We start from the raw sequence: 12,526 nt of genomic DNA on the forward strand, positions 1-12,526 counted from the left end.
GCCAGTTGGATCGTTCAAAGCGGTGCCAACGATGAATACGCGCCCTGTATCTTGTACGCCAGTTTTATAATAAACTGGAGGTTTCAATAAATGCAACATTTACTGATTGGGATGTGGGATGCTTGGACGCCCAGCAGTACAACGCGCAAGCACTCTGACACCCAAGAAGACATTTGATGACTGATACTCCCTCACGCCGCCAGGTCGTTGCGACGATAGCCCAGGTTGGGCTGGTTGTTGGGAGCGGCTGTCTGACGCTCAGCCCCACAGTCACGATGGAGACGACCGAGTCGGCAATGGTCGAGCAACTCTCGGTGACCGAGCTCTGAGTCAGCAGGAGTGTCGCGACGACGGTGACGTTGACGCCGGCAGCAACCACGACGACTGGCGTCATGAAACTCGTCGTGTTCGCCGAACGTCGCAGTACGTTCGACTCGACGACGGTAGAGAGTGGGCAGAGGAGTGTGACGATGTATCTCCCCACAAAGCAGAACGCAACGCTCACCGCAGTGAGTGCAGTCAATGGGATTGTCGTGGAAAGACGTACGCTCGCTATCGGTGGGAACGAACTCTTCTAAACTCGAAGCTGCGGGTGCACTCTGTCGAGATGATAACGGTTGGACCAGTCAGTGCGCCACGGTTATAGACCCACAGGATTACACGTGCGTAGCCCGTAATACGAGTGATGGCCAACAGAAGTCCGGTGAAACGACTGAAACAGAATCGATGGATGACAGTGAATATCGCATCCATACTCGTGCAGGCCGGCTTCGCACTCTGGCGGGGGAACAAGAACCGCGCTGCACTCCTCCTCGGAACAGCAATGATCGCTTCTCGTTATCGGAGACTCTCGTACATTATACAGGGGGCGATCACAGCAAATGATATTCGCAAGAAGTTCACCGCCAGTCAGTAGTATTGACTGTCTTTCCCCGTTTCACATTGGAGAGGGACTCGAAGCAATTAGAAAGGGTACACGAAGGTATCCATAGCTGGTCCGGCCGGACTCTCACTGGTGTCTCGGTCTCCGCTTGGAAGCTGTTCTGGACTGTGTCGACGGGTGTGAGATTTACGAGAGCGCTTACTGGGGCTTGCAGACGAATCTGGGGTTCCGTGAGAACCTCGCTGCCAACGAGTGCGCTCGTGGATTCAATACGAGTCGGCACGTGAGCGGACGCCGTTAGGGCACGCCCATCGCGACCAGATTCGCGATTCCTAAGTGTCAGAGAATCGTGTGATGTACCGACAGGCAGTCAACAGCCTCCTGAACGAGATCGCGGAAACAGAGCAGTACAACAAGATCGCCTGTCTGGCGGCCGATCCGAAGCAGTTTCTGTTCACTGGTTCGTCCGAGAAGACGCATTACAGGTTCCTATACCCGCTGTAGTCCCACCTCCCACAGCCACCCGATTTAATATAGTAATATGTGATTTATAGATTCTCCATCTGCCAGAAATCGGTCGGGAGACCCTCTAGAAGGGCGGAGATCGGCGTTCCAGAATCGAGAGTAGATTGGGTATGATTAGTATAGTAATCACGACCACTTTACAGTACCCCGTCGCCGTCGAGGAAGCGCGAATGCTGCAAGCGCCTCACAACGGCGCTTCCCCGGGGGGTAGAGGCACCGAGACCGGGGCCGAAGAACGGTGGACAGCCGGTGGATGCCCGACCGACCGCTTTCGACGCCACTCGACGACAGCTTCGAGCGCTACCCCCAGGACAAGGGGAAAGGCCGCAGTGGCGATGGCGGGAACTACCGACGAAACGCTGCACACGAGCTCGAGCGGTTCGTCAAGTGGGCCGCCGGCGACCGCGGCGCCGACGACTGGACCGCGATCTTCCCCGACGACGTCGACAGCGAGCCGACCTTCGACGACCTCGATGAACACGTGTTCCGGGAGTACACCCGGCATCTCGGTGGATATCAAGGACTCAAGCAGAACACGGTACAAACCTATTTCTGCTATATCTCTGCGTGGTGCGGGTGGTGTGTCAACGAGGGCTATCTCGAGGCACATTACTTCGGATTCCCTGTCCGAACCACGCTTCCTTGAATATGTTCGGAGGACCACCCATGCGACTCGAGGCCATACGATGATCTATGCCCGGGTTCCCATCTCCGTTCGGAGGCGAGGACGGCGGTCTCTTTGATTCCGACGATGAGTTCGTCCCCGATAACGTCCCGACGCCAGGGCCGTTTCTCGACGGGCAAGACGTCCTCGCCGGGTCGGACCACGTCATGTTCCACAGATTGACGCATGAACTCTTCGAGGAGCGGAAGGTGTACGATATGACGTTCAACTACAACCTCGCACGGTTGAACCTCGATACACGCCATCCCGGCGCAGGCTATCGGTATGCGGTGGAGTCGTCCGATGCCGACGACGCCATCGACGCCGACGACATCGAGACCGTACTGCGAGCCGAATTCACCCCCACGACACCGTTCTGTCCGCAGACGCACACCCTGACAATCGGATCGTTCAGGGCCTGGAACGGCCTGTCGGATCGTCACGAGTACGACCTCGTTCGCGTCAGGGCAGCGCCAATGCACCACCAGAGTGAAACGATCAACGAACAGCTCGTGGAACTCGAAACGACGTTCCTCGAGGAGGGCGACCCCGAAGCAGCACCGACCGAAGCCCGCGAGGTCGGCTCGAACCCGATGGAGCGCGCGATGAAGGAAGAGGGGACCAGTCGCGGTCCCCAGGCACCGTTCTGAGACGGAGGCGAGTGTAGCGGTCCCCACATCGAGTCCAGTTGCACGACGCCGGGAACCACCTGGACATCCTCACGAGAAGTGCGATGGTACCGACGGCTAGGTGTGACCTCCTCCTCACCGTATACGGCGAGGCTTCCCGTCCCGCAGTTGGGATCGATCAGTGCCGTCAGATGGGGCAGGACTCCGATGGCTGTCGCTTCGCGTGGCGAATTCAGCAGAACATAGCAGGGACGTGTATTGGACGACAGGTCGCGAAGCTGGTTTCATGAGTGCCGACCTATACGAAGACGCGGGAGTTCGATGCGAGGCCGGTGCCAGCGCGACGGACTAGCCGCTCAGTCATCGCCTTCCTCCCCACCGTCCAGGATGGCGGGGATCCGTTGCTCCGCGAACCACTGCCACTCCCGGCCGACCGAGTCCTCCGCTTCGATGTTCCATGGATCGCCAGTCGTTACACGGGGTCCCTCGAGCCACGAGACGACGAGATTCCAGACGAAGATGATCTGGCCGACCGCGAGGACGAACGCGCCCACCGTCGCGAGCATGTGGAGATCGGTGAAGTACGAGAGCGGTCCTACCGTCACGTCGTAGGCGGCGTAGCGGCGGGGCATTCCACCGTAGCCGAGCATCACCATCGGGAAGAACGTGAGGTTCGTCCCAACCATACTGAGCCAGAAGTGGATGGCCGCGAGCCGACGCTGGTACCATCGCCCCGTGAACAGGGGGAACCAGTAGTAGACGGCTGCGAAGACGGCGAAGGCGATGCCGCCCATGATGACGTAGTGGAAGTGCGCGACGACGTGGTAGGTGTCGTGGAGGACGAGGTCGACGGGGATGGACGCCTCGAACACGCCGGTCACCCCGCCGATGATGAAGTTCGCGATGAACCCGATACAGAACAGCATCGGTGCCCGAAGCCGGATCTTCCCGTTCCACATCGTCGCGATCCAGTTGAACGTCTTCACCGCCGAGGGCACCGCAATAGCGATCGAGACGGCCATGAACGACGCCCGCAGTCGCGGGTCGATGCCGCTCGCGAACATGTGGTGGGCCCAGACGCCGAAGCTGAGCACGCCGAGCGCGAGCGTAGAGTAGACGACGAATTTGAACCCGAACAGCTTCCGGCCCGTGAACTTCGGCAGGATGTAGCTGACGAGCCCCATCGGTGGGAGGACGAGGATGTACACCTCCGGGTGTCCGAAGAACCAGAACAGGTGCTGCCAGAGGATCGGTGAACCACCCTCGACGGTGAAGAAGGTCGTCCCGACGTTCCGGTCGAGCAGGAGCATGACCAGCGCGCTCCCGAGCAGTGGGAACGCGAAGAGGATCTGTGCGGACTGGACGAGCACCGTCCACGAGAACATGTCGAGCGTCGCCCAGCCCGTCTCCTCGTCCCGCTCCGTGAAGATGGTCGCGATGAAGTTGATCGCCCCCATCGTCGCGCTCACACCGGTCAGGTGGAGTCCAAGCGCCATCAGGTCGACACCAGGGTTCGACTGCTCGATGGACAGGGGGGCATACATCGTCCAGGCAGTCTGGGCACCCTCGATTCCCTCGATGAACGGGCCCATCAGTAGACCGCCCCAGATGAGCAGGGCACCGGGCGGCAGCAACCAGAACGCGATGGCGTTGATCCGCGGGAAAGCCATGTCGTCTGCCCCGATGAGCAGCGGCAGGAGGTAGTTCGAGAACGCAGCGAGGATCGGGGTCCCGAACAGGAACAGCATCGTCACGCCATGGCTGGTCAGGAGTGCGTTGTAGAGACCGTAGCTGAGGACGTCGACCGGTGGGGTGAGGAGTTCGACCCGCATCAGCAGCACTGCAATCCCGCCCCAGGCGAACGACAGCACAGCGAACAGTCCGTACAGGAGCCCGATATCCTTGTGGTCCACCGTCGTCAGCCAGCGGACGAGCCCATCCGGTTTCTCCACGTGTGTGGGCTCCTCACCGTCGGTCCCGTATACACCGCCGGCCAGCGCGTACGACTGCCAGTTTGCGCGCCGCGAGATGACGCCGAGGGCCCCAAACAGTATGACGGCTGTGACAACCGTGAGAAGGAGTTCACTTCCGTATGCCATTGGAGGCCCGTTTCCGACAGATACCCAAGGCCGTTGTCGGGAATATGTTCGCGACGAGCCCCCACCGGATGGGTTCAACAGTACCAGTCAGAAACCGAGGACCCGATCACGTCAGTTCCCGGAACGGTCAGAGCGGTTCCCAGTCTCGCGGTGAGTCGTTCAGCCGCTCGTGACTGGTTTCGGTGACGACGACGAGATCCTCGATACGGACACCGAACTCTCCCTCCAGATAGACGCCGGGCTCGACCGAGAACACCATTCCGGGTTCGAGCTCTCTATCGTTTCCCGCAACGATGTACGGTGGTTCGTGCACCTCCAGCCCGACGCCGTGGCCGGTGCGGTGGACGAACTGCTCGCCGTAGCCAGCCTCCTCGATGACCTCGCGGGCGGCCGCGTCTATGGCCGCGGCGGTGACGCCGGGTTCGACGGCGTCGACGGCGGCGTTGTGGGCTTCGCGAACGACGTCGTGGACTTCGTCGAACCCGTCGGGTGGGTCGCCCGCCAAGACGACGGTCCGGGTCTGGTCGCTCGGGTAGCCGTCGACGCGGGTGCCGAAGTCCAGCACGACGGGGTCGCCGGCCTGTATCTCGCGGTCGCCGTGGCGGTGGTGTGGCTGCGCGCCGTTCGGACCGCTCCCGACGATCACCTCGAAGGAGACGCCGTCCCCGCCGAACTCGGCGAGCTGGGCTTCGATCTCCTGGGCGAGCTCGGTCTCGGTGAAGCCGACGGCCTCGTCGCCCAGCCGACGGACTGCCATCACGGCCCGGTCGGCTACCTCGCCGGCCGCCCGGAGCGCGTCGAGTTCGTTCTCGTCCTTCCGGATGCGCAACGGTGCGAGCACGTCGCTCGCGAGGCCGAACGAGGCGTCGGGCAGGACCGCCCGGAGGTCCTGGCTGAAGCGGGCCCACATGCGGTCGTCGACGAGGAGACTGCCGCCGTGGAGGTCGCGCTCGTCGGCGACCTCCCGGACGAGTGCGAGCGGGTCGTCGCCGTCGTCCCAGACGCGAACGTCGTCGACGACCGACCCGCCGAGGATCTGGGACTCGTACATCGCCGGCGCGACGAAGACGGGCTCCTCGTCGGGTGTGACGAACAGGAGCAGGTGTCGCTCCATCGGCTCGTCGGTGAACCCCGAGAGGTAGCCCATGTCGACGCTCGGGAACAGGACGGCCGCGTCGGCTCCCTCGCTGGCGAGGGCTTCCTGGCAGGCGGCGATTCGCTCGCGGTGGCTCACGGCTCCGACTCCTCCGTCCAGACGTCGGCGTTCTCGTAGTCGTCCGCGATGCCCCATCGCGCGATCTCGTCGACGGGCGGCGACTCGTAACCGCCGCGCTTGCTGTGGGTCCAGCCGAGGTCGGCGAGTTCGGCGAGCAGCTCGGCGAACTTGAACGGGGCCGTCACCGCGTCGAGCACGGGGACGCCGAGGTCGTCCTGCAGCTCCTCGTAGAAGCCGTACTCGGCGGTGCAGCCGAGGATGACGACCTCCGCGTGGTCCTCCTCGACGGCGGCCGTCGCGGCCTCGCGGAGCCGTCGCTCGGTCCGGTCGGGGTCGTCCTGGAAGTCGAGCACGCCGAGGTCGACCGGCCGGAACGAGGCGAGGTGGTCGCCGAAGCCGTACTGCCGGACGCGGTCGCGCATCTGTGGCACCCACTTCTGTCTGCCGACGACGACGGAGAACGAGTCGCCGAGCGTCGTCGCGAGGTGGGTGGTCGCCTCGGCGGGGCCGACGACCGGCATCGACTCGCTCACCTCGCGGGCCTCCTCCAGCGCGAGGTCGTAGAAGCAGCCGATGACGGTCGCATCGTACCCCTCGTTCTCGGCGCGCTTGACCCGGTGGAGCACGTCGGGCGTGACGAGCGACTCGTAGTAGTGGTACTCGACGTGGTGTGGGCCGCGGTCGAGTGCAGTCACGTCGACGGTCGTCTCCGGCCGGGCCGCCTCGGCGAGGATGTCGCCGATGTCGCCCGAGAAGTCGGCGTGTCCGACGGGGTCGATCCAGAGGATGTCCGTCATCTACCTGCCCCGCAGTTCGGCGGTCTCGTCGTGGTCGACCTCGCCGGCTTCGGTGATGGCGACACCGTACTGCTCGCGGGCTGCCTCGCGGGAGACGTAGCCGTCGGCGACGTCCTCGCGGACCGCCTCGGGGTCGCGGTCGAACGGTTCGCCGTAGCCGCCACCGCCGGCGGTCCGGTTCGAGATGACCTCGTCCGGCATGAAGTTCCCGCGGAACATGCCGGCGTGTTTGACGCTGTCGTCGTCGTAGAGGTCGTCGTTGTCGACGAGCACCTCGATGCGTTCGTCGAAGTCCTCGCGGTCGGAGTCGAGCACGACGACGTTCTTCTCGCCCGGGCTGCCGCCGTCGAGCCCCCAGTTCTCGGTGCGGGTCTTCTGGATGATGGAGAGCGCGCCGACGGGTTCGAGCACGCGGAAGTCCCGGCGGATGCCGAGCCCGCCGCGGTGCTTCCCGGGGCCGCCCGAGTCCTCCCGCAGCGAGAGCTGGTCGAACCGGATGGGCGCTTTGTTCTCGAACACCTCGACGGGGATGTTCCGGACCATCGTCTCGCTGATGTGCATCAGCGCGTTCTCGCCGTCGTGGCCGACGCCGGCACCCCAGCCGACGCCCTCGTTGTTCGCCTCGACGAACGGCCGGCCCGTCTCGGGGTTCTCGCCGTACAGCATGATGTCGGCCAGGTCGCCGCCCGTGCTCGCGGGGACGCGGTCGGGCATCCCCTCCGCGAGCGCCTGGTACACCACGTCGATGGCGACGATGCCGGTCCAGACGGTGAACGTGGGTGCGGGATAGCTCGCGTTGAAGATGTTGTCCTCGGGGACGTGCATCGTCAGGGGCTCGTACTGCCCGCCGTTGGAGTCCTCCTCGGGCGTCGTCAGCGTCTTGAAGCAGAGCTTGCAGATGGTCTCGGACATCCCCGGCGGGATGTTCAGCGGCTCGTCGACCTCGGGCGAGGAGCCCGAGAAGTCGACGCTGAACTCCTCGCCGTCGATGGTGACCTCGGCCGTGAGCTTGATGAGGTCGCCCGGCTCGCGGTTGACGCCGTCGGCGTAGCCGGTCGCCGACCACGTGCCGTCGGGCAGTTCGGCGACGGCCTCACGGGCGGTGCGCTCGCCGTGGTTGAGGATACGCTCGATGCTGGTCTCGACGGTCTCCGAGCCGTACTTCTCGTACAGCTCCTGCAGGCGCTTCTCGCCGGTGCGGACCGCGGCGACCTGCGCGTTGAGGTCGCCGACGACCTTCTCGGGCATCCGGGAGTTGAACCGGATGATGTCCATGATCTCGGGGTCCGGCTCGCCGTTCTTGTACACCTTCGTCCCGGGGAACAGCACGCCCTCCTGGTGGACGTCGGTGGAGTCGAGCACGTAGCCCGAGTCCTTCGCACCGAGGTCGAGCCAGTGGGCGCGACAGGTCGTGTAGCCGATGAGCTCCTCGTCGTAGAACACGGGCGCGAACAGGAGCACGTCGAGCGTGTGGGTGCCGCTCCAGTACGGGTAGTTCATGATGAACACGTCGCCTGGCTCCATGTTCTCCTCGCCGACGTGGTCGACCGCCTTCTCGATGCCGTAGTCGTTCGCGCCGAGGAACAGCGCGAGCCCCGGCGAGTCCGCGACGAGGTTGAGGTCGCGGTCGAACACCGAGATGCCGAAGTCGAGGATCTCGTAGATGATGGTGTTGTAGGCGGTCCTGATCAGCGTGCGCTGCATCTCGGTGGCGGCCGACGTGAGGTAGTTGCGGACGACCTCGACCGTGGCCGCGTCGATATCCTGTTGGGTGCTCATTGTTCGCCTCCGGTGGTGATGACGATATGACCGTACTCGTCGACGGTCGCGTGCTGGTCCGAGTGGAAGACCAGCGAGGTGGTCGGTTCGGTGACGACCGCGGGGCCGGCGAGCTCGTCGCCCGGCGCGAGCGTCGCGCGCTCGTAGACGTCGAACTCGGTGAACTCGCCCGCGGCGAAGCAGTACGCCTCGCGGGTGTCGGTCGGCTCGAGCGCGTCGCCCGTGCGCGGCTCCTGTTCGTCGAGCGTCGGCTTGTCGTTCTCGCCGACCGCCCGGACGCGCAGGTGGACGACCTGGACCGGGTCGTCCATCGTGTGACCGTAGCGCGTCTCGTGCTGTGCCTGGAACCGCTCGGCGAGCTCGTCGAGGTCATCGACGCCGTCGGCGTCCACCTCGACGGTGTGCTCCTGCCCGAAGTAACGCATCTCGACGGCGCGTTCGAGGCGCTGGTCGGCCTCGGCGACGCCCTCCTCGGTGAGCGTCTCGCGGCCTTCGGCCTCGAGCTCCTCGAAGGCGGCGTCGAGCGTCTCGAGTTCGACGTCGTCGAGGACGGCGATCATCGTCTGCGAGAAATCGTAGACGACGTCGGCCATCAGCATCCCCCACGCGGAGAAGACGGAGGGTGCCTGCGGGACGAGTACCTCCTTCACGCCAAGTTCGCGCGCGAGCAGCGGGACGAACATCGGGCCCGCGCCGCCGTAGGCGACCATCGAGAAGTCACGCGGGTCGAGGCCCTTCTCGACGGTTATCTCGCGGATGGCTCCGACGGTGTTCGCGAGCGCCACGTCGAAGACGCCGCGACTGGCGTCCGGGACGGACGTGTCGAGTGGGTCCGCGAGCACGCCCTCGATGCCGGCGATGGCGTCGTCAACGGCGGTGTCCATCTCGCCGCCGAGGAAGTCGCCGGGGTCGAGGAAGCCGAGGGCGAGCGCCGCGTCGGTGACGGTCGGCTGGGTACCGCCGTTGTCGTAGCAGATGGGACCGGGGTCCGCGCCCGCGCTCTCGGGGCCGACCTTCAGCAGGTCGCCGTCGAGCCAGGCGATGGAGCCCCCGCCCGCGCCGATGGTCCGGATGTCGTACACCGGGATGAGCATCGGCTGGTGTTCGAGCGTCGAGTCGTACTTCACGACGGGCGAGCCGTCCTCGACGACGGCAGCATCGAGACTCGTCCCGCCCATGTCCACGGTGATGAGGTTCTCGCGGTCGGTGGCGTCGCCGACGCGGGCCGCGCCGATGAGCCCGCCGGCCGGCCCAGAGAGGATGGTGTGGACGGGCGCGGTCTTCGCGCTCTCGGCGGTGAGCGTGCCGCCGCCGGACCGCGTGACGAAGAACGAGCCGTCGAAGCCCGCGCCGGTGAGCGACTCGTCGAGGGTGTCGACGTAGTTCTCGAAGATGGGCTTGATGTAGCTGTCGAGGACGGCCGTGCTCGTGCGCTCGTACTCCCGGTACTCGCCGGTGATGTCGCTGGAGACCGAGACGCTGACCTCGGGGTGAGCGTCGCGGACGACATCGGCGGCGGCCTGCTCGTGCTGGCCGTTCTGGTAGGAGTGCAGGAAGCAGATGGCGATGGCCTCCACGTCGTGCTCCGCGACGAGTTCGTCCGCGGCCTCGCGGACGGCGTCCTCGTCGAGCTCCTCCACGACGGCCCCGTCCGCGTTCAGGCGGCCGGGCACGCCGAGCCGTCGTCGACGGGGTACCATGGACTCCGGCTTCTGGTAGTTGATGTCGTACATCGAGTCGCGTTCGAGGTTCGTGCGGCCGATCTCGTGGACGTCGGTGAACCCCTCGTTGGTGATGATGCCGATACGTGCGCCGTCGCGTTCGAGCACGGCGTTCAGCCCGAGTGTCGTCCCGTGGACGAACGCCTCGGTCGCCTCCAGTTCGGCGTCGACCTTCTCGACGGCGTCGAGCACGCCACCCGATGGCTGGTCGGGTGTCGTGGCCGCCTTCTCGAGCGTGAGGTCTCCCGTCTCGCGGTCGAACGTGATGGCGTCGACGAACGTGCCGCCGATGTCCACGGCGACGCGCTGGTTGGTGTTATCTTGTCTCACGAAGTATTCGTTTCGTGTATTCGTATATATTGCTTTCCCCACCTATCGCCGAATCGTATTTCTCTACGCTCAAAACGGTCCATATATCCTTAGTTTACGTACAGATAGTAAATATCAGGTTCGGATTTGTTGATACTATCCAGTAGTATTAAGCCACCGGGGTGGTAGATAGCTACCATGAGTAACAATAACAACCGCAGCTTCGACCGCCGTGACTTCCTGAAATACGGGAGTGCGGCGACGGTCTCGACCATCTTCGCCGGCTGTACCGGGAACCAGTCGGCTGACAGCACGACGAACGATTCGGGTGATGGCTCGCCCGATACGGACACCTCGGACGACAACTCGTCCGGCAATGGGAGTGGCGGTGGTGCGTCCTTCGAGTACGTCACCACGGTCGCACCGAGCTCACTCGACCCGATGAAGGGCTCGGACAACCTCGAGACCATCCTCCTGCACAACGTCTACGACCCGCTGGTGTACTACACGGACGAGACGCCCCCGGACATCGAGCCCTGGCTGGCCGAGGACTGGGAGGTTGCAGACGACGGTCGCACGTACACGTTCAACCTGCGCAGCGACGCGACGTTCCACAACGGCGACCCCGTCACCGCGTCCGACGTGCAGTACTCCGTCCAGCGGATGATGGAGATGCAGAACGGCTTCTCGTGGATGTGGTCGGGCATCCTCTCGCCCGAGAACGTCACCGCCGTCGACGAGACCACCGTCGAGATGGTCACCACCGAGGTGTTCGCGCCGTTCCTCTACACGCTCCCGTTCCTCTACGTCGTCAACCAGGAACAGGTCGAGGCGAACGCGGCAAGCGACGGGAACTTCGGCGAGCACGGCGACTACGGCACCGGCTGGCTCGAGGACAACGACGCCGGCAGCGGCCCCTACGTCCTCAGCGAGCGCGAACGCAGTCGCCAGATCGTCATCGAGCAGAACGACGACTGGTGGGGCTCCTTCCCCGACGGCCGCTACAGCAGTGTGACCACCGAGATCGTCCAGGAGTCCGCGACCGCCGCGGGCCGGATGCGCGAGGGGGCGGAGATGTCCGACCAGTGGCTCCCGCTCCAGACGTACAACGACCTCGAGGGGGCCGACGGCGTCCGCGTGCACGCGAAGGCGACGTTCAACCCGTTCTACATCTACATGCACACCCAGCGGGCACCGCTCGACGACGTGCACGTCCGGCGGGCCATCTCGTACGCCTTCGACTACGAGGCCGCGCTCAACGACGTTATGGCGGGTGACTCCGACCACCTCCAGGGGCCGCTCCCGGGGGCGATGTGGAGCCACACCGCGGACCTGCCGACGTACGAGCAGGACCTCGACGCCGCACGGGCCGAACTCGACCAGTCCGACTACTCCGCAAGCGACCTCGATCTGAACTACACGTACGTCTCCGGGCTGACCATCGAGGAGAGCATGGGGCTCTTGCTCCAGTCGAACCTGCAGGAGCTCGGTGGGTCGCTCACCGTCGAGCGCGCGCCGTGGTCGAACATCACCGAGATGGCGGCGAACCCGGACACCACTCCGGACATGCTCGCCATCTACCTCTCCTTCAGCTACGCCGACCCCGACACGTTCCTCTACCCGGCCTGGCACAGTGACTCCCACGGCTCGTGGACCAGCGCCGCGTGGTACCAGAACGACGAGGTCGACCGGCTGCTCACCGAGGGTCGCCGGACCGTCGCACAGGAGGACCGCATCCCGATCTACGAGGAGGCACAGCGCCTCATCGCCGAGGATGCTCCCGCGCTATTCGTCATGAACCAGGCGACCCGGAACGCGCTGTCCGAGAGTGTCCAGGGCTTCCAGGACAACGGCATCACGGGCTACCGCCAGACGTTCCACCGGTACCACCAGGGCTGATTCGC

The 12,526-nt window shown here is 64.6% G+C and carries 8 protein-coding genes and 2 pseudogenes; 5 read left to right on the top strand and 5 right to left on the bottom strand.

The features are described 5' to 3' along the window. The first annotated feature begins 392 nt into the window (after positions 1–392). The 4 genes and pseudogenes from NO345_RS18870 to NO345_RS18885 all read left to right on the top strand — a co-directional run bounded on the left by NO345_RS18870 (position 393) and on the right by NO345_RS18885 (position 2,722). Positions 393–578, top strand: coding sequence for a hypothetical protein (locus NO345_RS18870; protein WP_256301860.1), 186 nt, complete (start codon positions 393–395; stop codon positions 576–578). A gap of 477 nt (positions 579–1,055) precedes the next feature. Continuing rightward, positions 1,056–1,321 (top strand): annotated as a pseudogene (locus NO345_RS18875) (transposase); the annotation flags it as partial. Positions 1,322–1,661: 340 nt separating this feature from the next. After that, positions 1,662–2,021, top strand: a pseudogene (locus NO345_RS18880) (phage integrase SAM-like domain-containing protein); the annotation flags it as partial. An 80-nt stretch (positions 2,022–2,101) separates the two neighbouring features. Continuing rightward, a complete protein-coding gene (locus NO345_RS18885) occupies positions 2,102–2,722 on the top strand; it encodes a DUF7998 family protein (protein WP_256301862.1) in 621 nt (206 codons plus the stop codon). Positions 2,723–3,057: 335 nt separating this feature from the next. Here NO345_RS18885 and NO345_RS18890 read toward each other — a convergent pair whose 3' ends face one another. The 5 genes from NO345_RS18890 to NO345_RS18910 all read right to left on the bottom strand — a co-directional run bounded on the left by NO345_RS18890 (position 3,058) and on the right by NO345_RS18910 (position 10,643). Next, entirely contained in the window at positions 3,058–4,800 is a 1,743-nt protein-coding gene (locus tag NO345_RS18890; RefSeq protein WP_256301864.1) for a cbb3-type cytochrome c oxidase subunit I, read from the bottom strand. A gap of 127 nt (positions 4,801–4,927) precedes the next feature. Then, the gene (locus NO345_RS18895; protein WP_256301866.1) at positions 4,928–6,034 is read right to left on the bottom strand and encodes a M24 family metallopeptidase; all 1,107 of its coding nucleotides are present in this window, start codon (positions 6,032–6,034) and stop codon (positions 4,928–4,930) included. Then, the gene (locus tag NO345_RS18900) at positions 6,031–6,813 is read right to left on the bottom strand and encodes an aspartate/glutamate racemase family protein (RefSeq protein WP_256301868.1); all 783 of its coding nucleotides are present in this window, start codon (positions 6,811–6,813) and stop codon (positions 6,031–6,033) included. The genes NO345_RS18895 and NO345_RS18900 overlap by 4 nt, the downstream gene beginning before the upstream one ends. Next, the gene (locus tag NO345_RS18905; RefSeq protein WP_256301869.1) at positions 6,814–8,592 is read right to left on the bottom strand and encodes a hydantoinase B/oxoprolinase family protein; all 1,779 of its coding nucleotides are present in this window, start codon (positions 8,590–8,592) and stop codon (positions 6,814–6,816) included. It lies immediately after the preceding gene. Then, the gene (locus tag NO345_RS18910) at positions 8,589–10,643 is read right to left on the bottom strand and encodes a hydantoinase/oxoprolinase family protein (RefSeq protein WP_256301871.1); all 2,055 of its coding nucleotides are present in this window, start codon (positions 10,641–10,643) and stop codon (positions 8,589–8,591) included. Before NO345_RS18910 ends, NO345_RS18905 begins: the two co-directional genes overlap by 4 nt. A gap of 177 nt (positions 10,644–10,820) precedes the next feature. On the opposite strand from NO345_RS18910, the gene NO345_RS18915 reads away from it, so the two are divergent. Next, positions 10,821–12,521, top strand: coding sequence for an ABC transporter substrate-binding protein (locus NO345_RS18915; RefSeq protein ID WP_256301873.1), 1,701 nt, complete (start codon positions 10,821–10,823; stop codon positions 12,519–12,521). Positions 12,522–12,526 lie beyond the last annotated feature (5 nt).

This window comes from Haloarchaeobius salinus (assembly GCF_024464185.1).
In the GTDB taxonomy this organism is placed as follows: domain Archaea; phylum Halobacteriota; class Halobacteria; order Halobacteriales; family Natrialbaceae; genus Haloarchaeobius; species Haloarchaeobius salinus.

Bases quoted from the DNA above. Each gene is read 5' to 3' on its own strand.
- NO345_RS18870 (WP_256301860.1), top strand. From the start codon at position 393: ATGAAACTCGTCGTGTTCGCCGAACGTCGCAGTACGTTCGACTCGACG.
- NO345_RS18885 (WP_256301862.1), top strand. From the start codon at position 2,102: ATGCCCGGGTTCCCATCTCCGTTCGGAGGCGAGGACGGCGGTCTCTTT.
- NO345_RS18890 (WP_256301864.1), bottom strand. From the start codon at position 4,800: ATGGCATACGGAAGTGAACTCCTTCTCACGGTTGTCACAGCCGTCATA.
- NO345_RS18900 (WP_256301868.1), bottom strand. From the start codon at position 6,813: ATGACGGACATCCTCTGGATCGACCCCGTCGGACACGCCGACTTCTCG.
- NO345_RS18905 (WP_256301869.1), bottom strand. From the start codon at position 8,592: ATGAGCACCCAACAGGATATCGACGCGGCCACGGTCGAGGTCGTCCGC.
- NO345_RS18915 (WP_256301873.1), top strand. From the start codon at position 10,821: ATGAGTAACAATAACAACCGCAGCTTCGACCGCCGTGACTTCCTGAAA.